This is a genomic window from Silanimonas sp., from assembly GCF_027530345.1.
Lineage (GTDB): Bacteria > Pseudomonadota > Gammaproteobacteria > Xanthomonadales > Xanthomonadaceae > Silanimonas.
In genome coordinates this window covers 168,292-188,360 of record NZ_JAPZQK010000004.1, presented here as the reverse complement: position 1 = coordinate 188,360, position 20,069 = coordinate 168,292, and the positions used below count along the sequence as shown (strand labels likewise).

20 protein-coding genes are annotated in these 20,069 nt (G+C 70.8%); 11 read left to right on the top strand and 9 right to left on the bottom strand.

Annotated features, from left to right (window positions below; all coding sequences use genetic code 11):
- Positions 1 to 14: 14 nt before the first annotated feature.
- Positions 15 to 1,757 (bottom strand): serine/threonine-protein kinase, encoded by a 1,743-nt coding sequence (locus O9255_RS02880; protein WP_297865322.1) that lies wholly within the window; start codon positions 1,755 to 1,757, stop codon positions 15 to 17.
- A gap of 118 nt (positions 1,758 to 1,875) precedes the next feature.
- Between O9255_RS02880 and O9255_RS02875 the strand changes: the two genes are divergently transcribed.
- Both O9255_RS02875 and O9255_RS02870 read left to right on the top strand, forming a co-directional pair.
- A complete protein-coding gene (locus O9255_RS02875) occupies positions 1,876 to 2,973 on the top strand; it encodes a TRAP transporter substrate-binding protein (protein ID WP_297865321.1) in 1,098 nt (365 codons plus the stop codon).
- Positions 2,970 to 4,922 (top strand): alkyl sulfatase dimerization domain-containing protein, encoded by a 1,953-nt coding sequence (locus O9255_RS02870; protein WP_297865320.1) that lies wholly within the window; start codon positions 2,970 to 2,972, stop codon positions 4,920 to 4,922. Before O9255_RS02875 ends, O9255_RS02870 begins: the two co-directional genes overlap by 4 nt.
- A 15-nt stretch (positions 4,923 to 4,937) precedes the next feature.
- On the opposite strand, the gene xth is transcribed toward O9255_RS02870, so the two are convergent.
- Positions 4,938 to 5,717, bottom strand: a complete 780-nt coding sequence (xth, locus tag O9255_RS02865) for an exodeoxyribonuclease III (RefSeq protein ID WP_297865319.1) — start codon at positions 5,715 to 5,717, stop codon at positions 4,938 to 4,940.
- Positions 5,718 to 5,815: 98 nt separating this feature from the next.
- Here xth and O9255_RS02860 point away from each other — a divergent pair, with 98 nt between their 5' ends.
- The gene (locus tag O9255_RS02860) at positions 5,816 to 6,820 is read left to right on the top strand and encodes a GGDEF domain-containing protein (RefSeq protein WP_297865318.1); all 1,005 of its coding nucleotides are present in this window, start codon (positions 5,816 to 5,818) and stop codon (positions 6,818 to 6,820) included.
- The gene (locus tag O9255_RS02855) at positions 6,817 to 7,821 is read left to right on the top strand and encodes a GGDEF domain-containing protein (protein WP_297865317.1); all 1,005 of its coding nucleotides are present in this window, start codon (positions 6,817 to 6,819) and stop codon (positions 7,819 to 7,821) included. The genes O9255_RS02860 and O9255_RS02855 overlap by 4 nt, the downstream gene beginning before the upstream one ends.
- A gap of 9 nt (positions 7,822 to 7,830) precedes the next feature.
- On the opposite strand, the gene pepN is transcribed toward O9255_RS02855, so the two are convergent.
- The gene (gene pepN / locus O9255_RS02850) at positions 7,831 to 10,452 is read right to left on the bottom strand and encodes an aminopeptidase N (RefSeq protein ID WP_297865316.1); all 2,622 of its coding nucleotides are present in this window, start codon (positions 10,450 to 10,452) and stop codon (positions 7,831 to 7,833) included.
- A gap of 117 nt (positions 10,453 to 10,569) precedes the next feature.
- Between pepN and O9255_RS02845 the strand changes: the two genes are divergently transcribed.
- The 6 genes from O9255_RS02845 to O9255_RS02820 are packed head-to-tail and all read left to right on the top strand — an operon-like array spanning position 10,570 to position 13,547.
- Positions 10,570 to 11,616 carry a pyridoxal-phosphate dependent enzyme gene (locus O9255_RS02845; protein ID WP_297865315.1) on the top strand — a complete coding sequence of 349 codons (1,047 nt, stop codon included), beginning with the start codon at positions 10,570 to 10,572 and terminating at the stop codon, positions 11,614 to 11,616.
- Positions 11,613 to 12,026, top strand: coding sequence for a ketosteroid isomerase-related protein (locus O9255_RS02840; RefSeq protein WP_297865314.1), 414 nt, complete (start codon positions 11,613 to 11,615; stop codon positions 12,024 to 12,026). The genes O9255_RS02845 and O9255_RS02840 overlap by 4 nt, the downstream gene beginning before the upstream one ends.
- A 46-nt stretch (positions 12,027 to 12,072) precedes the next feature.
- Complete coding sequence (locus tag O9255_RS02835) at positions 12,073 to 12,573, top strand: hypothetical protein (protein WP_297865313.1); 501 nt, start codon at positions 12,073 to 12,075, stop codon at positions 12,571 to 12,573.
- 31 nt (positions 12,574 to 12,604) lie between these two features.
- Positions 12,605 to 12,802 (top strand): DUF4177 domain-containing protein, encoded by a 198-nt coding sequence (locus O9255_RS02830; protein ID WP_297865312.1) that lies wholly within the window; start codon positions 12,605 to 12,607, stop codon positions 12,800 to 12,802.
- On the top strand, positions 12,802 to 13,173 hold the full coding sequence (locus O9255_RS02825; RefSeq protein ID WP_297865311.1) for a hypothetical protein: 372 nt from the start codon (positions 12,802 to 12,804) through the stop codon (positions 13,171 to 13,173). Before O9255_RS02830 ends, O9255_RS02825 begins: the two co-directional genes overlap by 1 nt.
- The gene (locus tag O9255_RS02820; RefSeq protein ID WP_297865310.1) at positions 13,170 to 13,547 is read left to right on the top strand and encodes a VOC family protein; all 378 of its coding nucleotides are present in this window, start codon (positions 13,170 to 13,172) and stop codon (positions 13,545 to 13,547) included. The genes O9255_RS02825 and O9255_RS02820 overlap by 4 nt, the downstream gene beginning before the upstream one ends.
- A gap of 3 nt (positions 13,548 to 13,550) precedes the next feature.
- Here the strand turns inward: O9255_RS02820 and bioC are convergent, their stop codons facing one another.
- From bioC to bioB, 4 genes are read right to left on the bottom strand one after another with little or no spacing between them, the layout of a single operon-like run.
- Positions 13,551 to 14,426, bottom strand: coding sequence for a malonyl-ACP O-methyltransferase BioC (bioC, locus tag O9255_RS02815; RefSeq protein WP_297865309.1), 876 nt, complete (start codon positions 14,424 to 14,426; stop codon positions 13,551 to 13,553).
- Complete coding sequence (bioH, locus tag O9255_RS02810) at positions 14,423 to 15,205, bottom strand: pimeloyl-ACP methyl ester esterase BioH (RefSeq protein WP_297865335.1); 783 nt, start codon at positions 15,203 to 15,205, stop codon at positions 14,423 to 14,425. Before bioH ends, bioC begins: the two co-directional genes overlap by 4 nt.
- Positions 15,206 to 15,210: 5 nt before the next feature.
- The gene (gene bioF, locus O9255_RS02805) at positions 15,211 to 16,398 is read right to left on the bottom strand and encodes an 8-amino-7-oxononanoate synthase (protein ID WP_297865308.1); all 1,188 of its coding nucleotides are present in this window, start codon (positions 16,396 to 16,398) and stop codon (positions 15,211 to 15,213) included.
- Positions 16,399 to 16,403: 5 nt separating this feature from the next.
- The gene (bioB, locus tag O9255_RS02800) at positions 16,404 to 17,414 is read right to left on the bottom strand and encodes a biotin synthase BioB (RefSeq protein ID WP_297865307.1); all 1,011 of its coding nucleotides are present in this window, start codon (positions 17,412 to 17,414) and stop codon (positions 16,404 to 16,406) included.
- A gap of 71 nt (positions 17,415 to 17,485) precedes the next feature.
- Here bioB and O9255_RS02795 point away from each other — a divergent pair, with 71 nt between their 5' ends.
- Positions 17,486 to 18,214 (top strand): ComF family protein, encoded by a 729-nt coding sequence (locus O9255_RS02795; RefSeq protein ID WP_297865306.1) that lies wholly within the window; start codon positions 17,486 to 17,488, stop codon positions 18,212 to 18,214.
- On the opposite strand, the gene O9255_RS02790 is transcribed toward O9255_RS02795, so the two are convergent.
- Positions 18,153 to 19,097, bottom strand: a complete 945-nt coding sequence (locus O9255_RS02790; RefSeq protein WP_297865305.1) for a TonB-dependent receptor — start codon at positions 19,095 to 19,097, stop codon at positions 18,153 to 18,155. The two genes, O9255_RS02795 and O9255_RS02790, sit on opposite strands and share 62 nt — an antisense overlap.
- A gap of 21 nt (positions 19,098 to 19,118) precedes the next feature.
- On the bottom strand, positions 19,119 to 20,069 hold the full coding sequence (locus tag O9255_RS02785) for a TonB-dependent receptor plug domain-containing protein (protein WP_297865304.1): 951 nt from the start codon (positions 20,067 to 20,069) through the stop codon (positions 19,119 to 19,121).

Sequence of the window (20,069 nt, the reverse complement as noted above, 5' to 3'; positions counted from 1 at the left end):
TTCGCTAAGCCCGCTCAGCGCCCTTCGGGCGCTCCCACCACGCCGTCCAGTCGACCACGGATCGCCTCGTCGGCCTTCGCATCGGCATTGAGCGCCGTGTACTCGACCCGCGAGCGGAAACCCGGGCCCAGCGCGCGCCCGGCCGGGCCAAAGGCGCGCACGCTGAGCTGGCCGATCACCATCTCGCTGCTGCGGCCGTAGTACTGCAGCTGCTGCGTGCCGGTCTGGTCGAAGCTGACGCGGATGATGCGGTCGGCGCCGTCGGGGTTCTCGCTGAGCTGCCAGCCGGCATTGCTCGCGCGATCCTCGATGGCCTGCACCACGGGGATGATGATCGCCGGGTCGCCGCTGCCGACCACGGCCACGGTGGTGGCCACACGCACGGCGGCGCGGCGCTCCTGCCGGGCTTCGCGGCGCTCAGCCACGGGAGCGGGCGGTGGCGCGCCCACCGACGGGTCGACGAGGGTGCCATCGGCCGGCGGATTCGCGGCAGCCTCCGTACCCACCGCGGCCACGGCGGCGGTGGGCGGCTCGATCGGCGGCGCAGCCGTCGGGGGCGTGACCGCGGCCTCGGCGTTGGGCGTCGGGGATTCAGCAGATTCAGCAACCGGCGCTCCGGCCTCCGCCGCAGGCGCGACGAAAAAGCGATAGGCGCCGAAGGCCGCCGCGCCGAGCACGCCGAAGAGCAGCACGCCGGCCACGAGCATCGGGGCCTTCGACGGCGCATTACCGCGAGCCGGCGCAGGAGCAGGCGGCGGCGAGCCGCCCGGAATCGTCGGCGGTTCGTTCGACACCGCCGCGTTCGACGGACTGGAACCGACCACCGGCGGCGGCGTCGGGCGCCGCTTCGCGGTGGGCGTGGTCGGCGGTGCCGAATACAGCGTCGACGCCGCGCCGCTGGGCTTGCGGACCTGCAGCCCGAGCTGGGTGCCCTTGCCGGCGACGAGCGGATGCAGCTCGAGGTCGTCGATCAGGTCGGCGGCGCTCTGGTAGCGGTCGCCGGGGTCCTTCGCCACCAGCCTGGTGAGGATGGCGGCCGTGCCGGCGTCGACTTCCTTGTTGATGTCGCGGATGTCCGGGATCTCGGCCTGCACCACGTCGAGCATCAGTTTCAGCGGCGATTCGTCGGAGAACGGCAGCCGGCCGGTGAGCGCTTCGAACATCACGATGCCGAGCGCGAACAAGTCGGAGCGCGCGTCGACCGACTTGCCGAGGCAGATCTCGGGCGAGAGGTAGCCCGGCGTGCCGACGAACTCGCCAGTGCCGGTGAGCTTGGCGTCGAACTCCTGCCGCGCGAGCGCGATGCCGAAGTCGGCGATCTTCACGCGTCCGCGCAGGTCGAGCATCAGGTTCGCGGGCTTGATGTCGCGGTGCACGACGCCGCGCTCGTGCGCGGTCTGCAGGCCGCGCGCGGTCTGCAGCAGGATCTTCAGCACGTCGGCGATGGGCAGGCGGCCTTCGCGCTTGGTGAGCTGCGAGAGGCTCTCACCCTCGACGAACTCCATCGCGAAGAACGGCTGGTTGTTCTCCTGGCCGATGAAATAGACCTGGATGATGTGCGGGTCGTTGAGCGCCGCCATCGAGCGCGCTTCGCGCAGGAAGCGCTCGACGAGGTTTTGGTCGTGCGCCAGCGCCGGGGAGAGCTCCTTGATGGCGACGTAGCGTGTCAGCGCCGGCTCGTAGCCCTTGTAGACCACGCCCATGCCGCCGCGGCCGAGCTCGGCGACGATTTCGTAATGCCCGAGGGTTTCTTTCATGGTGGCGCGTCCGACGCGTCAGGGGGATGGGCGAATCCTACGCCCTCGGGGCGGGCCTGCAACGCGGCCGCGACGGGCGCCGTTGCTACACTCGGGCGATCGAACTGGAGGGGCAACGATGAAGCGTCGCGACATCCTGAAGGGCGTGGGCATGGCCGCCGCCGCCGCGGGCCTGGCGGCCTGCAGCCAGTCCGGCCAGAACACCGGAGCAGCGGTCGCGGACGAAGGACCGCGCCAGTGGAAGATGGTGACGAGCTGGCCGACCAACTTCCCCGGCCTCGGTACCGGCGCGGCGCGCCTGGCCGAACGCATCACCCAGGCGACGGGCGGACGCATCACGGTGAAGGTCTTCGGCTCGGGCGAGCTGGTGCCCCCGTTTGAAGTGTTCGACGCCGTCAGCCGCGGCACCGCCGAGATCGGCCACAGCGCCGCCTACTACTGGAAGGGCAAGGCCCCGGCAGCGCCGTTCTTCTGCGCCGTGCCCTTCGGCCTGAACGCGCAGGAGATGACGAGTTGGCTGCGCGTCGGCGGCGGCCTCGAGCTGTGGCGCGAGCTGTACGCGCCCTTCAACCTGGTGCCCTTCCCGGCCGGCAACACCGGCGTGCAGCTGGCGGGCTGGTTCCGCAAGCCGATCAATGGCATTGGCGATCTGCAGGGCCTGAAGATGCGCATCCCCGGCCTCGGCGGCGACGTGCTGCAGGCCGTCGGCGGCGTGCCGGTGAACCTGCCCGGCGCCGAGATCTTCAGCAGCCTGCAGAGCGGCGCGATCGATGCGGCCGAGTGGGTGGGGCCTTACAACGACCTCGCCTTCGGCCTGCACCGCGTAGCCAAGTACGCCTACTACCCCGGTTGGCAGGAGCCCGGCCCGACGCTCGAAGCGATCTTCAACAAGACCGCCTTCGATGCGCTTCCGGACGACCTCAAGGCCATCGTCGACGCCTGCTGCGCCGCGGTGAATGACGAGATGCTCGCCGAGTACACGGCGCGCAACCAGCAGGCGCTCGACAGCCTCGTGCGGGAGCACGGCACGCAGCTGCGCCGCCTGCCCGACGACGTGCTCGGCGCCCTGAAGCGCGCCGCCGAGGACGTGCTCGACAACCTCGCCAACAGCGATCCGTTCGCACGCCGGGCGTGGAACTCGATCCGCGCGTTCCGCGCGCAGGCGCAGGCCTGGCACTCGGTCTCGGAAGAGGCCTACTACCAGGCACGGCGATGAGCGCCCGGCCCGCAGCGCTCGTGCTGTTGCTGGCCGCCCTCGCCGGCTGCGCGCCAGCGCCCGAGGGACGGGGCGGCGCGGACGCCAGCGTGGCGTCGCAGCACGCCGCCGTGCGCGAGCGACTCGACCTCGATGAGCGGCAGGCCTTCGATGACGCCATGCGCGGTTTCGTCGCCGCGCCCTCGGGTGTCGTGCGCGATGCGTCCGGCGAGGTGATCTGGGATTTCGCCGCCTTCGATTTCGTCGACGGCGAAGCCCCACCCACGGTGAACCCCAGCCTCTGGCGTCAGGCGCGGCTCAACAACCACGCCGGCCTGTTCAAGGTGACGGACCGCATCTGGCAGCTGCGCGGCTTCGACATCGCCAACCTGTCGCTGATCGAGGGCGAGACCGGCTGGATCGTCGTCGATCCGCTGACCTCGCGCGAAACCGCCGCCACCGCGATGGCCTTCGCCCGCCAGCACCTCGGCGACCGTCCGGTGAGCGCGATCGTCTACACGCACAGCCACGTCGATCATTTCGGCGGCGTGCTTGGCGTGGTTTCGGCCGAAGAGGCTGCCGCCCGCGCCATCCCGGTGGTGGCCCCCGTCGGCTTCATGGAAGAAGCGACCAGCGAGAACGTGCTGCTCGGCGTGGCCATGGTGCGCCGCTCCGAATACATGTACGGCAAGCACCTCCCGCGCGACGCGCAGGGCCTAGTCGACAACGGCCTTGGCAAGGCGGTGGCCTACGGCAACATCGGACTGCTGCCGCCGACGCTCGTCGTCACTCAGCCGATCGAGGAGCACGTCATCGACGGCGTGCGCTTCGTGTTCCACAACGTCCCGGGCACCGAGGCGCCCTCTGAATTCACCTTCGCGCTGCCCGAACTGAAGGCCTTCAACGGCGCGGAGCTGGTCAGCCAGACGCTGCATAACCTCTACACGATCCGCGGCGCGAAGGTGCGCGACGCGCTGCGCTGGGCCAACGACATCGACGCCACGGCCGAGCGGCTGGGCGACGCCGAGGTCCTGTTCAACCAGCACCACTGGCCGGTGTGGGGGAATGACGAAATCCGCGGCTTCCTCGCCGCGCAGGGCGACGTGTACCGCTACCTGCACGACCAGACGGTGCGGCTGATGAACGCCGGGCTGACCGCGCCCGAAATCGCCGAGACACTCGAACTGCCCGAGGCGCTCGAGCGCCACCTCGCCACGCGCGGCTACTACGGCACGGTGCGCCACAACATCAAGGCGGTCTACCAGTTCTACCTCGGCTGGTACGACGCCCACCCGGCCAACCTCGATCCGCTGCCGCCGGTCCCTGCCGCGGAAGGATATGTCGCCCTCGCCGGCGGCATGGCACCGCTGCTCGACGCCGCTCGTGCGGCGCAGGCCCAAGGGCAGCACCGCTGGGCCGCGGAGCTGCTGAAGCACGCCGTCTACGCCGAGCCCGGCAACACGGAGGCCCGCGGCCTGCTGGCCATCAGTTTCGAACAGCTCGGCTTTGCCGCCGAGGCGAGCACCTGGCGCAATGCCTACCTGGCGGGCGCGCAGGAGGCCCGCGACGGCGCCCCGGCCAAGGGGTTCTCGCCGACGCGCATGCGCGAACTGCTGGCCCGGACGCCGGTGGAACGCTTCCTCGAGCGCATGGCCGCGTCGATCGACGGCCCGGCCGCCGGCGACCTCGACCTCACCATCAATCTCGTGCTCACCGATCGCGGCGAAAGCCACGTGCTGCAACTGCGGAACGGCGTGCTTCGCCATCGCGCGGCGCCGGAAGACCCCGCGGCCGACGCCACGCTGCGGCTCACGCACGCGGTGTTCCTCGACATGATGACGGGCCAAGCCGGCGCGGGCGCGCTGCTCACCTCGGACGAAGTCACGATCGAAGGCAGCACCCTCGACCTCGGCCGCTTCTTCAGCCTCGTCGAGAAGCCGCCGGGCAACTTCCCGATCCTGTCGCGCTGAGGGCGCGACGCCGGCTCAGCCGAGCGTCACCATCGCCGGCGCGTGGTCCGAGGGGCGCTCCCAGGTGCGCGGCTCGCGGTCAATCGAGGCCTCGGTGCAGCGGCCGGCGAGCGCCGTCGAGAGCAGCACGAGGTCGATGCGAAGGCCGAGGTTGCGGCGGAAACCCGCGGCCCGGTAGTCCCACCAGCTGAACACCCCGCCGTCCTCGTGCTTCAGCCGGTAGCTGTCGACGAGGCCGAGGTCGAGCAGCCGGCGCAGGGCGGCGCGCTCGGCGGTCGAAGTCAGGATGCTGTCGTCGTTCCCTGCCTTGGGGTCGTGCACGTCGCGATCGTCGGGCGCGATGTTGAAATCGCCCAGCACGACGAGGTTCGGGTAGCGGGCGATCTCCTCCGCCAACCAGCCGTGCACGGCCTCGAGCCAGCGCAGTTTGTAGTCGTACTTCTCGCTGCCCACGGCCTGGCCGTTGACCACGTAGAGGTTGACGATGCGCAGGTCGCCAACCGTCGCGGCGATGACGCGCTTCTGCTCGTCGGCGAAGCCGGGGATGCCGGCTTGCACATCGGTGGGCGCGAGGCCGCTGCCGCTGCGCACCAAGATCGCCACGCCGTTGTAGGTCTTCTGCCCCGCGAACACCGAGCGGTAGCCCAGCGCGGCGATTTCGCTGTCGGGAAAGCGGTGGTCCTCGAGCTTAGTCTCCTGCAGGCCGACCACGTCGGGCTGGCGGGAGCCGAGCCAGGCCAGCAGGTGCTCCTGGCGGGCGTTGAGCGAGTTGACGTTCCAGCTGGCGATCTTCATGCCCGGAAGTGTAGCGGCCGCGCCCTCGCGTTTGATCCGGGCCGGATTGCATGCGCGCCCGGAACCGCTACGCTCGACGAATTGACGCCCGGAGCCCCATGTCACCCCTCTTCGCCCACCTGCTGGCCCGCCTGCGGAAGGACTTCCGCCTCAGCATCATCACCGTCTTCGGGGTGTGTGCAGTGGTGGCGATCGCGCCGTTCGCTGCACTGCGCTTCGCGCAGGGGCAATGGCTGGCGGGTGTCGTCGACGCGCTGATCGTGCTGGGCATCTTCGGGCCCTCGATCTACGCCTGGCGGGGCGGCGACCTCGATCGCGCCGGGCTGTGCATCGCCATCACCAACACGACGGGCGCCTTGCTGATCGTCGCGCTGCTGGGAAAAACCGGCGTGTTCTGGCTGTTCCCCACCCTGCTCGCGAACTCCTTCCTGATCCGCCCCGGCATCGCCGGCAGCCTCGCGTTGGGGGCGGTCGCACTCACGCAGCTGCAGCCAGCCGCCTTCGAATCGCACGGCCAGCGGCTGACGGTGACGACCACCCTGCTGCTGGTCTCGCTGTTCGCCTACATCTTCGCCAAGCGCACCGCGATGCAGCGCAGCGCGTTGGAGGAGATCGCCGCGCTCGATCCGCTCACCGGCGCGCGCAACCGCCGCGCCATGGAAGAAGAGGTTGCGATCGCCCTTAACGCCCACCAGCGCACCGGGCGCCCGGTGACCCTGGCGCTGCTCGACCTCGACCATTTCAAGCGCGTCAACGACCGCCACGGCCACGAGGCCGGCGATCGCCTGCTCTGCACCTTCGTCGAGCTCGTGCGCCGTTCGACGCGCGCAACGGACCGCCTCTTCCGCTTCGGTGGCGAGGAGTTCGTCCTGCTGATGGAGCACACCGATGAGATCGGGGCGATGCGCGCCTTCGCCAACCTGCAGCGCCGCATCCACGAGGAGCTGCGGGCCGGAGGGGAGCCGGTGACCGCCTCCATGGGCGCCGCGGTCCTGCGCCACGGCGAAAGCCGCGATGCCTGGTTCGCCCGGGCCGACGCCGCGCTGTATCGGGCCAAGCAGAACGGTCGCGACCGCCTCGTGCTCGACGAGACCGCGCCATGACCCCGCGCGCCTTGCTCGCGCTGCTGCGGCAACGCACCCGGTCGGACTTCCGCCTGGGGGTCTACGTCGTTTTCGGGGCGCTGGCCGTGCTGATCCTGCTGCCCATCGCCTTCGTGCGCCTCGCCCAAGGAGCGACGCTGCACGCGGCCGTGGATTTTGCCGTCGTGGCCTTCATCCTCGGCGCCACGGTGCATGCCTGGCGCGGCGGCAACCTCGACCGCCTCGGTATGGTCGTGGCGTTCGCCGTGGCCTCGGGCGGCTGCCTGGTGGCCACGATCAGCCCCGCGGGCCTGTACTGGCTCTACCCCATCGTGATGGCCATCGCCTTCATGGTGCGGCCGCGCGTCTCGATCCCACTCTATGCCGGCGTGGTCCTTTGGCTGGTGATCGAAGGTGACGCCCTCGCACAGACCGGGCAGCCGCTCGCCGCCCTGGCCGCGATCATCGTCAACGGCGTGTTCGCGATGATCTTCGCGGAACGCACCGGCGAGCGCCGCGTCCAGCTCGAACAGCTGGCGACGCTCGATGCCCTGACCGGCGCCGAGAACCGGCGCGCACTGGAAACGGAGCTGGAGATCGCCATCGCCGGCTTTCGCCGCGACGCTCGCCCGGTAGCGCTCGCCGTGCTCGACCTAGACCATTTCAAGACCATCAACGACCGCTTCGGCCACGACGAAGGCGACCGCGTGCTGCAGCGCTTCGTGCAGCTCGTGCAGTCCTCGGTGCGCCGCACGGATCGCCTCTACCGCTACGGCGGCGAGGAATTCGTGCTGCTGATGCCGGCGACCGACGAGCTCAGCCTGCAGCTGGCGATGAGCCACCTGCGTTCGCAGATCCGCAATGGCCTGACGGTGCGCGGCGAGCCGGTGACGGTGTCGATCGGCGGCGCCATCCTGCGCACGGGCGAGAGGCGCGAAGCCTGGTTCGCCCGCGCCGACGACGCCCTGTACCGGGCGAAGCAAGCCGGACGCAACCGGCTGGAGATCGACGGCGTGGACTGAGCCGGGGCCTCAGGCGGGCAGGCGGCCGAGAAGTTCCGCCACGTCGCGCGAGAGTGCCGCGGAGCGCATCGGTGCCAGGGCAGCGAGGGCCAGCTCGCGAGCCGCCACCGTCCACCGCGGCAGGCCCTCGAACGCGCCGAGCAGGCGCGCGGCAACCTGCGGATTGATCGCATCCATGGCCTGCACCTGGGCGGCGACGAAGCGATAGCCCGCGCCGTCGCCGCGATGGAACGCCGCGGGGTTGAGTCGCGCCAGGCTGCCGACGATGGCGCGGACGCGGTTCGGATTCGTCGGGTGCCAGCAGGGCCCGGCCACCAGCGCCTCGACATCGTCCAGCGCGTCGGTGGCGGGCCGCGTCGCCACGACGGCCAACCACTTGTCGGTGACCAAGGCGTGGTCGGCGAATTCCCGAGCGAAGGCCTCGCGCGCTGCCGGCGCACCGTCGGCCTTCGCGTGCAGCAGGGCGCGCAGCGCGGCCATGCGCTCGGTCATCGATCCGGCATCGGCCCACAGGCGACGCGCGGCCGCACCGCCATCGACCCGGGAAAGCCACGCAAGTGCGGCATGACGGAGGCTGCGCGCGGCCATCGCGGCATCATCGAGCCCGCCACGCGCGTCGGCGCGGAGCGCATCGACGTGCCGCTGCAGCGCCTCGCGATGGGCCGCGGCAAGCGAGAGGCCCAATCGCTCTCGGGCGGCCACGAGCGCCCCCGGATCGACCACGTCGACCGCGTCGGCCAAGGTGTCGAAATCGGGCAGCGCCAGGCACTCGGCGACGAAGGCCGGATGCGCCTGCGTGTCCGCCAGCAGGGCGCCCAGCGCCGCCGACAGCGCGGCCTCCGCGGCATCGACGTCACCCAGACCGTCCACGGACTCGCCCGCGCGTGCGAGCAGCACGTCGAGCGCGAGGTGTTGCAGGGCGTCCCAACGCGCGAAGCCGTCACTCTCGACCTGCACGATGCGAGCCCGCTCCTCGGGCCGCATCGGCATCCGAAGGCGGATCGGCGCGGCGAATCCACGGTTCAGCACCGGCAGGGGCTCGGCGTCAAGGCCCTGCCAGCGCAGCGTGTGCGTAGCGTGGCGCAGCAGCAAGCCGTCTGGGATCGGCTCGGCGTCGTGCGTGGCGGGCGGCGGCAAGGCGCGGCCGTCCGGGGCATACAGCGCGAGGCGGAACGGGATCGGCAGCGGGGCCGCATGGGGCACGTTCGCCGGCGGACGTTGGCGAAGCACCAGCGTGTAGCCGCCCGTCGACGGATCGAAGGACCGTTCGACGTCCAGCACGGGCGTGCCGGCCTGCGCGTACCACGCGAGCATGTCGGCGCAGTCGATGCCGGTGGCCGCGCTGTGCGCGGCGTAGAAGTCCTCCAGCGTGGCACTCCGGCCGTCGTTGTCGGCGAAGTAACGGTCCATGCCAGCGCGGAAGGCGGCCTCGCCCAAGCGCGAATGCAGCATGCGGACGATCTCGGCGCCCTTCTCGTAGATCGTCAGCGTGTAGAAATTGTTGATCTCACGGTATTCCGCAGGCCGCACCGGATGGGCCAGCGCGCCGGCATCCTCGGCGAACTGGCGGGCGCGCAGCAGGCGGACGTCGTCGATGCGTTTCAAGTCGCGCGAGTGCAGGTCGGCGGTGAACTCCTGGTCACGGAACACCGTCAGCCCTTCCTTCAGCGAGAGCTGGAACCAGTCGCGCAGCGTGACGCGGTTGCCCGACCAGTTGTGGAAGTACTCATGGCCCACCACCGATTCGATGCCCATGAAGTCGGCATCCGTGGCGGTGCGTTCGTCGGCGAGGATGTAGCGGGCGTTGAAGATGTTCAGGCCCTTGTTCTCCATCGCGCCCATGGTGAAGTCCTGCGCGGCCACGACGTTGAACACCCCGAGGTCGTAGCAGCGGCCGAAGCGCGATTCGTCCCAGCGAAGCGCGCGCTCGACCGCACCGAGCGCGTAGCGGCAGGGCTCGGCATCGTCGCCCTCCACCCAGACGTTCAGCTCGATCGCACGGCCATCGGCGCCAGTGATCGCCTTCGACACGCGCGCCATCGGCCCGGCGGCCAGCGCGAACAGGTAGCAGGGCGTCGGGTGCGGGTTGTGCCACTCGGCCTCGTGGCGACCGTCACCGAGGTCGCGCTCGGCCACGCGATCGCCGCCGGCGAGCAGCACCGGATAACGTGCGCGCTCCGCGCGCAGCGTGGTGCGCCAGCGCGCCTGCACGTCCGGGCGATCGACGAAGAACGTGATGCGCCGGAAGCCCTCGGCCTCGCACTGCGTCAGCAGCAGGCTGCCGCTGGTGTAGAGCCCTTCGAGGCGGGTGTTCGCGGCCGGAAGCACGCGCACGCGCGTACGCAACAAGCACGAATCGAAGCCGCGCGCGGCGTGCACGACCAGGCCCGTTGCGTCTTGCGTGTAGTCCTCCGCCGCCAAGGCGCGGCCGTCGAGTTCGATGGCGAGCAGCTCGAGATCCTCGCCGTCGAGCCGCAGGGTCGCCTCGGGCGCATCGCAGCGCAGCATCAACGTCGCTTCGACCTCGCTCGATTCCCGACCCAGGTCGAACACCAAGGCCACGTCGGTGATGGTCCATGCCGGCGGGCGGTACTCAGCAAGGCGGATCGGCGGCGAGGCGGTGTCTGACATCGGGGCGTGGTGATGACGGAGCCGCGCAGCATAGCCCTCGCCGCCGGTGGGCGACGTATGCACGTCTGGATTTGCGGACCGGACCGCGGCAATCGGACACCCGGGCATACTTCCCCCATGAACGCCGACGCCCCTCCCGTGGCTGCGCGCTGTCTCCAGCGCGACGACACGCCCACCCTCGACGAAGTCCGTGACGCCGCGGCGCGCATCGCCGGCATCGCCCACGTCACGCCGGTGCTGCGCTCGCGCTCGCTCGACGAACTCGCCGGCTGCCAGCTGTTCTTCAAGGCCGAGAACCTGCAACGCGCCGGCGCGTTCAAGTTCCGCGGCGCCGCCAATGCGGTGTTCTCGCTGACGCCCGAACAAGCCGCGCGCGGCGTGGTGACCCAGAGTTCCGGCAACCACGGTGCGGCCGTCGCGCTGGCCTGCCAGCTCCGCGGCATCGCCTGCACCGTCGTCGTTCCGGGTGCGGCGCCACGCATCAAGCGCGAGGCCATCGCCCGCAACGGCGCGCGTATCGTGGACTGCGAGGTCGCGCAGTCCGCGCGCAACGAGGCCACGGCGCGCGTGCTCGCCGAGAACGGCGGCGAACTGGTGCATCCCTACAACGACGCGCGGGTGATCGCCGGGCAAGGCACGGCCACGCTGGAGCTGCTGCACCAGGCATGCCGTCGCGGCAAATCGCGCGAAGCCACGCCGGCGCTCGACGTCGTGATGGCGCCGCTGTCCGGTGGCGGCCTGATGAGCGGCACGGCCATCGCGGCGAAGGGCATCGACCCGCGCATCCTCGCCATCGCCGCCGAACCCGAAGGCGCACGCGACGGCCACGACTCGCTGAAGTCCGGCGCCCGGATCACCGGCCGCACCGCGAACACCATCAGCGACGGCCTGCGCGCCGAACTCGGCCCGCTGACCTTCGCCATCCTGCGGGAGCACTGCGATGACGTGCTGCTGGTCGACGATGCCGAAACCGTCGCCGCCATGCGCCTCGTCTGGGAGCGCCTGAAGATCGTCATCGAGCCCAGCTGCGCCGTGCCACTTGCCGCGGTGCTCAAGTACCGCGAACGCTTCGCCGGACTGCGCGTCGGGATCATCCTCTCCGGTGGCAACGTCGATCTCGACGCCCTGCCCGCCCTCCTCGCCCTCGCCCCGCCCAACGCATGAACGCCCACGACGCCACCCTCGCCCTGATCACCCGCTACTACGCGGCGTTCAACGCCGGCGACCGCGAGGCCATGCTCGCCTGCCTCACCGACGACGTCGTCCACGACCTGAACCAGGGGCCGCGCGAACACGGCAAAGCCGCGTTCCGCAGCTTCATGGCGCGCATGGACCGCTGCTACCGCGAACGCCTCGAGGGCCTACGCTTCCTCGCCTCGCCGGACGGCACGCACGCCGCCGCCGAGTACGTGGTGCACGGCGAGTACCTGGCCGACGACGACGGCCTGCCGCCCGCGAAGGGCCAGCGCTACGTGCTTCCGGGCGGTGCGTTCTTCGACATCCGCGACGGGCGCATCACGCGCGTCACGAACACGTACAACCTCGAGGACTGGATCCGCCAGGTGGCGGGCTGAGGCGGGCGGGGTAGGCTAAGTCACCCCCCAACGTTGGAGCCATGCCATGACGCCCACGCCACCCCGATCCTCCTTCGTCACCGCGCTCGCTTGGACCTTCCTCGTGCTCAGCGGGCTCGGCAGCGTCATCGGCGTGCTGCAAAACCTGATGGCCCACATGCTCATGCTGCCGATGATGCGCAACGATCCGCTGCATGGCGAAGCAATGGCGCAGCTGCCGGGACCAGCGGCCCTGATGTTCGATGCCATGCCCTGGTTCTTCCTCATGACCCTCGCGGTGTCCCTGCTGGGCGTCGTGGCCTCCCTCGGCCTGCTGAAGCGCCGCCCGTGGGGCCGACGCCTGTTCATCGCGCTGATGGGCGTCCTGATCGCGTGGCAGGTGGCCGGCTTCGTGTTCCAGCTCGTCCTCCAACGCGACATCCAAGCCACCTTCGCCGGCAGCGGCATGCCGCCGGAATCGGGCATCGTCTTCGTCATCATGCAGTGTCCATCGGCCTTTTCGCCACAGCGTTCATCGGCCTGTTCGGCTGGATCATCCACCGCCTGACCCGGCCGGCCATCGTCGCGGAGTTCGCGCCATGACGCGCTGGGAATACCATGTGGTGAAGTCCGCGACGTCCGGCTTCTGGCTGGGCGGACATTTCGACGCCGAGGCGTTCGGGACGCACCTCAACGAACTCGGGGCCAAGGGCTGGGAACTGGTGTCGTGCTTCGACACCAACCAGCACCAAGGCGCATCGCGCGACGTGATCGCCATCTTGAAGAGGACACTCTGATGCGCCAGCGCTTCCTTCCCGCGATCCTTCTGCTGCTCGCCCTGCTCAGCGCCTGCGCGAAGCCACTCCCCGCCGATCGCGCCGACTACGCCGGCGACTGGCGCGGCAATGGGGTGTCGCTACTCATCACGCCGGAAGGGCAGGTCGTCTACCACCGCCAAGAGGGCGGCTCGACGGTTTCGATCGACGCGCCACTCAAGGCCTTCGACGGCGACGATTTCGAGGTGGGCATCGGGCCGCTGGTGACCCGCTTCGACGTCGGCCAGCCGCCCACCGAAGCCGACGGCGAATGGACCATGGAAGTGGATGGCCGCATGTTGCGCCGCGAGGACGGCGAGGCGCCGAAGGCCCAGGGCGAGATCGCGACGTGACGCGGGTGCAGACGGTCATCCCACAGCTGCGCATGACCGACGCGGAACGCAGCCTGCGCTTCTATACCGAAGGCCTCGGCTTCGCCGAGGACTGGCGCCACCAGTTCGAACCGGGCCTGCCGCTGTTCGTGCAGCTCACTCGCGAAGGCCAGACGATTTTCCTGAGCGGCCACGCCGGCGACGGCAACGTCGGCGGCGCGGTGTTCTTCATCGTTCCGGACGTCGATGCCGTGTACCGCGCCCTGCCGGACTGGCTGGTCCTGCACGTGCCACCACCGGCCGACATGCCTTGGGGCACGCGCGAGATGGCGCTGATGGACCCGGACGGCAACCGGCTGCGGTTCGCGACGTACGCGGACGACGAGAACGCATGAGCGTCAGCGCTTCCTGATGGTCAGCTTCTCGACCGGGAAGGTCGCGATGTCGGCGCCGCCCTCGCGCCGCGCCGCACCCGGCGGCGGCGCCCAGGCCATCGCGGTGACGACTTCCCAGGTGCTCGGCAGCACGCCATTGCGGCGCAGGGGCTCGTAGGCCGCGGCCATGGCGCGATGCCGCCCACGCCCGCTCAGTCCGCGCGGGCGGTCGTCGCGCGCGTCGGTCGCGCCGATGGCCTTCAACTCGCGCATCAGCGCCGTGGTGTCGGGGTAGGTGAGCGTGTACACGTCGCGCTCGATCACCGGGTTCTTGAAGCCCTGCGCCACCAGCGCATCGCCCACCTGCTGGATCGCCGCGAAGGGCGAGAGCGGCGGCTCGATGCCGGCCTGCGCGTAGGCCTCGCGCAGTTCGACCAGCGTGTCCGGCCCGAAGGTGCTGAACACCAGCAGTCCGCCTTCGCGCATCACGCGGCGAAGCTCACCCAGGGCCTTCGGAAGATCGGCCACCCATTGCAGGCAGAGGCTGGAGAAGACGAGATCGAAGGCCGCATCGGCGAACGGCAGCGCCTGCGCGTCGCCCTGCACGGCATGGATCGGCCGCCAGAAACGCGACTTCGCGCGCGCCTCGCGCAGCATCGGCAACGCGAGGTCCATGGCGACGACGTCACTCTTTCGGCCCCACTTCGCTTTCAATGCCGCCGCCGCGCTACCGGGGCCACTGCCGAGATCCAGCACGCGCGCCGGCACGCGGTCGTCGAGGTAGCCGAGCTGCTCGAGCAGGCGCGACTCCACCTCGCGCTGAAGCGCGGCGGCTTGGGTGTAGGTCGACGCCGCGCGGCCGAAGGCGCGGCGAACGGCGCGGGGATCGAAGACGCTCATGGCGCGCAGTCTGCCGCGAAGGCCGTGAGCGCTTCGGCGACGGCGCCGGGCTCGGTGAGGAAGGGCGCGTGGCCGGCGTGGTCGTATTGCTGGAAGCGCGAGCGCGGGGCGAGCGCCGCAGCGGCCTGCATCGCCTGCGGGCTCACCAACCGGTCGCGGCGGCCGGCGATCCACAGGCTGGGCATGGCGAGGCCCGGCAGCGCGGCGCGCAGGTCGCTGTCGTGCAGCAGGCCCAAGCCCTCCTGCAGGGCGCGCGGCGCCGGTTCGCCACGGGCGTAGACCGCGTCACGCAGGTAGCGCAGTTCCTCGCGCAGATGTGCCGAGCCCTGTGCCTCGAGCATCAGGAAGCGGTCGAGCGTGCCGCGGTAGTCGCGACCGAGCTCTTCGCCGAAGAGTTCGAACACGCGCGGGTCCATGCCGGCCGGCCAATCGGGGCCCTGCACGAAGCGCGGGCTGGCCGCGAGCATCGCCAAGCCGCGCACGCGATCGGGATGCCGCGCCGCCAGGGCCGTGGCGGCCAGCCCGCCGAGCGACCAGCCGGCCACCAGCGCGCGCTTCGACGGCTGTTCGTCGATGAGCGCAGCCAAGGCATCGGACACCGGGTCCAGCGCCAGCGGCAGGGCACTGTCACGGCTGCCGCCGTGGCCGGGCAGGTCGACGGTGATGACATTGAATGCCACTTCGAGCGCGCGGACGAGCGGCGCGAACACGCCGCCGTGCATCGCCCAGCCATGCACCAACAGGAGCGCCGGGCCCTGCCCGGTGCGTTCGACATGCAGCGCGCTCATGCCCCGGTGTCGATGTCTTCGAGACAGGAGGCCAGCACGTCGACGAGGGCGTCGACTTCGATCTCGGTGTGCGCGGCGGTCAGCGTGATGCGCAGGCGGGCTTTGCCGTCGGGCACGGTCGGCGGCCGGATCGGCGCCACCCAGAAGCCCTGTTGCTCGAGCACGCGGGCCACGGCCAGCGCGCGCGAATTCCCGCCCAGCACGAGCGGTTGGATCGGCGTGTTCGATTCCAGCACCGGCAGGCCGTGGCGCAGCGCACCGCGCCGGAAACGCGCCACCAGCGAGGCCAGCTTGGCGCGCCGCCAGCCCTGGGTGCGCAGCGTTTCGAGGTTCGCCGACATGGCCGCGGCCAGCGCCGGCGCACCGGCCGTGCTGAACACGTAGGGCCGCGCGCTCTGCAACAGGTGTTCGATGAGGGGCGTGCCGCCGAACACCAGCGCACCCTGCCCGCCGAAGGCCTTGCCGAGCGGCGCCACCAGCGCCGGCACGTCGCGCGCCGAAAGGCCCGCCGCCGCGCAGGCACCGCGGCCCTCCGGACCCATCACGCCCACGCCGTGGGCCTCGTCGACGACGAACAGCGCGTGCTCGCCGGTGGCCGCCAGCGCGAGTTCGCGCAGCGGCGCCACATCACCATCCATGCTGAACACCGAATCGGTGGCGAGCACCGCCGCCGCCTCGGGCATCGACTGCAGCTGGCGCAGCGCGCCGCCGAAGTCACGGTGCGGATAACGCTTCAGTTCCGCGCCGGAGAGGCGTGCACCGTCGAGAAGACAGGCGTGGTTGAGCTTGTCCTGCACGCAGAGGTCGCCGGCCTCCAGCAACGCCTGCAGGACCGCGAGGTTGGCGGTGTAGCCGCTCGGGAAGTACAGCGCGCGTTCGTAGCCCATCCACTCGGCGGCCTCGCGCTCGAAGCGCGCATGCAGCACATGGTGGCCGCTGACGAGCGCCGAAGCGCCGCTGCCGACGCCGTGCCACGCGGCCGCTTCCTGCAACGCGCTGACGGCGTCGAGCGAACCGGCGAGGCCGAGGTAGTCGTTGCTGCAGAAGTTGATCAGCGGCTGCCCGTCGACGACCACGTGCACGCCCTCGACCCGCTCGACCACGCGGCGGCGGCGCAGCGCATCGCTGCGCGCGCGGCTGGCCTGCGCGACGGCGAGTCGTTCGCTCCAGCGCGGTCGCGACATGCGGCTCAGGCCGCCTGCGGCGCGGGGCAGACGATGTCGGCGTGCACCGTCTTCGACTCCTCGACGACGGCCATCGGCTTCAGGCCAAGGCGGGCGAACAGGGCCTGGTCGGCCTCGACGTCCGGGTTGCCGGTGGTGAGCAGTTTCTCGCCGTAGAAGATCGAGTTGGCGCCGGCGAGGAAGCACAGGGCCTGCAGTTCCTCGCTCATCTCGTTGCGGCCGGCCGAGAGCCGCACCATCGAGGCCGGCATCATCAGGCGCGCCACGGCGATCGTGCGTACGAACTCGAACGGATCAAGCAGGGCCGTGCCATGCAGCGGCGTGCCTTCGACCTGCACGAGGCGGTTGATCGGCACGGAGCCAGGATGCTCCGGCAGGTTCGCCAGCGTCTGCAGCAGGCCGGCGCGCTGCTCGCGCGTCTCGCCCATGCCGACGATGCCGCCGCAGCAGGTCTTCAGGCCGGCGGTGCGCACCGCCTCCAGCGTGTCGAGGCGGTCCTGGTACTCACGGGTCTTGATCACGTCGCCGTAGAACTCCGGCGCGGTGTCGAGGTTGTGGTTGTAGTAGTCGAGGCCGGCCACCTTCAGCGAAGCGGCCTGCTCCGGCTTCAGCATGCCCAGCGTGGCGCAGGTCTCGAGGCCCATCGCCTTGACGGCACCCACCATCTTCGCCACTTCCGCCACGTCCTTGTCCTTCGGCGAACGCCACGCCGCGCCCATGCAGAAGCGCGTGGCACCGGCCGCCTTCGCCGCCGCGGCCTTGGCGATGACGTCGTCGAGCGCCATCAGCTTCTCGGCCTTCAGGCCGGTGCTGTAGCGCGCGCTCTGCGGGCAGTAGGCGCAGTCCTCGGGGCAGCCGCCGGTCTTGATCGAAAGCAGGGTGCTGACCTGTACCTCGGTGGGATCGAAGCGCTCCCGATGCACGAGGCTGGCGCGGTGCAGCAATTCGGGGAAGGGCAGGTCGAACAGCGCGAGGGTTTCCTCTCGCGTCCAGTCATGGCGGATGACGGCAGGCATGGGAGATTTCCGACGGCGGAAGGCCGTGAGCCCGGGCAGTCTGGAAACCGCCCCCTGCCCTGTCAACCGCGATGCCCGCACCATTCGCCACCGTCTGGCGCACGTTCGAAGCCTGGGCCCTGCCCTCGGCCTGCCTCGGCTGCGATGCCCCGGCCGCGCCCGACACCTTGCTGTGCCTCCCCTGCCGGGCCCTGCTCCGCCCCGCGCCCCCGGCACCGGTCCCCGCCCTGCTGGCGCTCGGCACCGCGGTGCACGTGGCCTTCCGCTACGACGGGGCCTCGGCGCCGCTGCTCACGCGCTACAAGTTCCATGAGGACCTCGCCGCCGGCCGCTGCCTCGCGTCCCTGTCGCTGCCCGCGTTCCGCGAGGCGTCCCGGCCGCAGGCACTGGTGCCGGTGCCCCTGCACCGCCGACGCCTGCGCCAGCGCGGCCACGACCAGGCCCTCGGCTTGGCCCGCGACTGGGGCCGCGCCCTGGGCTTGCCCGTTCTCGTCGACGCCCTGCGCCGCGAACGCGACACCCGGCCTCAGACCGAGCTCGACGCCCGCGACCGACAGCGCAACCTCGAGGCCGCCTTCCGCGTCCGGGCGCCGCTGCCGGCCCATGTGGCCCTCGTCGACGACGTGCTCACCACCGGCAGCACGGCCGCGGCGGCGGTGCGCACCCTGCAGGCGGCGGGCGTGGCACGGGTGGACGTGTGGGTCGTGGCCCAGGCGCCCGCGCCGGGGAACGGCGCCCTCAGAGCGGAAAGCCCACGCCCAACCACAGACGTCGATCGGAACGATGGGGCAGCGTGTTGAACTGGGCGCCGGCCGAGGGCTGGCGAACGTCCTCGCCCGTGAGGTTCTCGACGCTCACCGTGAGCGAGGCGCGGTCCGGTGCGCGCCCGAACCAGGCGCCGACATCCGCGGTGACGTGCGCGCGAGCGATGGCGTAGCGGGAGGCGGGCGGGTTCAACGCCGGTCGCACCGGCGTGATCGTCGAGCGGGTGGCTGCCGCGCCGGCGGACTCGACGGCCACGCCAGCCGACCAGCCATCGGCGAAATAGGCCGCCTGGAGCTTGCCGATATCGCGCGGTTCGAGGGTGTCGTCCGCCCGGGCGAGGTTCTGCCATGACGCGTCGAGGTCCCAGCGCGCCGTCGGGCGCCATCGCAGCTGCACCTCGCTGCCCGCGATGTCCGCCGACACCAGGTTGCGGAACTCCCGCTGGCCCGCGCCGAGACTCACCAGGACGATCACATCCGACAGTCGTTGGCGGAAAAGACGCCCCGACCAGGCCCATTCATCGGAGGCGTAGGCCACCTCGAACGCATCCAGCTGGCCGCGCTCCGGAACGAGGGCGGGGTTACCGCGCTGGAACGATGCCGAGCTGAACAACTCGGCCGGCCCGGGATTGCGGAACGTCCTGCCGCTGACGGCCTTGACGTGCCAGGGCGACGACGCGGGCGCCCAGACCAGGCTCGCCTGCGGCGTCACATCGCTGAAGCCATTCCCGATCCGCTGCCACTGCAGGCCCGCGCCCAGCGTCCAGTTCACACGGACATCGAAGTACGCCTGCGCGAACACCGAACGCGTCTGCTCCGACCAACGCGGGAACAGCCCGTCGACCTGTCCGTTCGCTGATTCGTACTGGGCGCCGAACCAGCCGCGCAGTCGCCCGTCGGCCGGCGCCTCGAGTGCCAATCGCGCCGCGCTGCGGCGGGATCATCCCTTGAACGTGTCGTAGTCGAGCCGGCTCCAACCATGCTGGCCGGAGGCATGCAGCGTCCAAGCACCGACAGGCTTCGCGTGCTGGACCTGCGCGAGCGCCGAGCGGTCCTGGGCACGCGGCCTGGTCGGCGACGAGAGCGTCCCGATCGTCGATGCCAGGCTGTCCATGCCCAGAAGATCGATGGCGGTCCGGCCGCTGCGCGCGGAGAGCGAGAGGCTGCGTCCGCGCTGAGAGACATCACCGGCGATCGGAGTGTTGGCCGCGACCCGCGTTCCCTCCGGGATCGCCCAGGCATCGAGGCCCTGCTGCTGGGCGGCCGTCAGCCGAAGGCCTTTCTCGCCCTCGCCCCAGTGCATGGAGAGCGCGCCGTCCACGCCCCCCTGGTTCGACACGCGCGCCATCGCTTCGGACGCCGCGTCGCTACGGACCACGATGTTGAGGATGCCCGCCACGGCGTTGCTTCCGTGCAGGGTGACCGTCTGCCCGCGGACCAGTTCGACGCGCTCGACGACGGCCAGCGGCAACGCGTCGTAGAGGAGGCGATTGCTGCCGCCGACGGAGGAGGTCCGCCAGGGCAAGCCATTGACGAGGATCAGCAGGTGGTTGTCGTTGTCGTTGATCGCCGTGCCATGCAACGACGTGAAGGCATTGGTGAAGGTCGACCGCTGCAGCACGCGCGTCCCGGGCAGCAGGGCGACGACGTCCACCAGCGTCCGGGCGCCCATCGCCTCCCATTCCTTTCGCGTCACGACATCCACGATCGCCGCCGAGCTCCGGGCGCCCTCGGCGCTCAAGCCGACGCCGCTGACCTCCAGGGCAAGCAGGTCGTCGAGGCTGAGGTCGAGCAGGGCGCCTTCCGCCGACGCATCGACGGCACTCCGCGCCTCGGCCGCGGCGAGCGCGGCGCCGAGGCACAGCAGCAGACGGGCACACCGATGGGGCAT

Excerpts from the sequence above, each read along its gene's own strand:
- O9255_RS02880 (WP_297865322.1), bottom strand. The coding sequence starts at position 1,757 with ATGAAAGAAACCCTCGGGCATTACGAAATCGTCGCCGAGCTCGGCCGC.
- O9255_RS02875 (WP_297865321.1), top strand. The coding sequence starts at position 1,876 with ATGAAGCGTCGCGACATCCTGAAGGGCGTGGGCATGGCCGCCGCCGCC.
- O9255_RS02870 (WP_297865320.1), top strand. The coding sequence starts at position 2,970 with ATGAGCGCCCGGCCCGCAGCGCTCGTGCTGTTGCTGGCCGCCCTCGCC.
- xth (WP_297865319.1), bottom strand. The coding sequence starts at position 5,717 with ATGAAGATCGCCAGCTGGAACGTCAACTCGCTCAACGCCCGCCAGGAG.
- O9255_RS02860 (WP_297865318.1), top strand. The coding sequence starts at position 5,816 with ATGTCACCCCTCTTCGCCCACCTGCTGGCCCGCCTGCGGAAGGACTTC.
- O9255_RS02855 (WP_297865317.1), top strand. The coding sequence starts at position 6,817 with ATGACCCCGCGCGCCTTGCTCGCGCTGCTGCGGCAACGCACCCGGTCG.
- pepN (WP_297865316.1), bottom strand. The coding sequence starts at position 10,452 with ATGTCAGACACCGCCTCGCCGCCGATCCGCCTTGCTGAGTACCGCCCG.
- O9255_RS02845 (WP_297865315.1), top strand. The coding sequence starts at position 10,570 with ATGAACGCCGACGCCCCTCCCGTGGCTGCGCGCTGTCTCCAGCGCGAC.
- O9255_RS02840 (WP_297865314.1), top strand. The coding sequence starts at position 11,613 with ATGAACGCCCACGACGCCACCCTCGCCCTGATCACCCGCTACTACGCG.
- O9255_RS02835 (WP_297865313.1), top strand. The coding sequence starts at position 12,073 with ATGACGCCCACGCCACCCCGATCCTCCTTCGTCACCGCGCTCGCTTGG.
- O9255_RS02830 (WP_297865312.1), top strand. The coding sequence starts at position 12,605 with ATGACGCGCTGGGAATACCATGTGGTGAAGTCCGCGACGTCCGGCTTC.
- O9255_RS02825 (WP_297865311.1), top strand. The coding sequence starts at position 12,802 with ATGCGCCAGCGCTTCCTTCCCGCGATCCTTCTGCTGCTCGCCCTGCTC.
- bioC (WP_297865309.1), bottom strand. The coding sequence starts at position 14,426 with ATGAGCGTCTTCGATCCCCGCGCCGTTCGCCGCGCCTTCGGCCGCGCG.
- bioF (WP_297865308.1), bottom strand. The coding sequence starts at position 16,398 with ATGTCGCGACCGCGCTGGAGCGAACGACTCGCCGTCGCGCAGGCCAGC.
- bioB (WP_297865307.1), bottom strand. The coding sequence starts at position 17,414 with ATGCCTGCCGTCATCCGCCATGACTGGACGCGAGAGGAAACCCTCGCG.
- O9255_RS02795 (WP_297865306.1), top strand. The coding sequence starts at position 17,486 with ATGCCCGCACCATTCGCCACCGTCTGGCGCACGTTCGAAGCCTGGGCC.
- O9255_RS02785 (WP_297865304.1), bottom strand. The coding sequence starts at position 20,069 with ATGCCCCATCGGTGTGCCCGTCTGCTGCTGTGCCTCGGCGCCGCGCTC.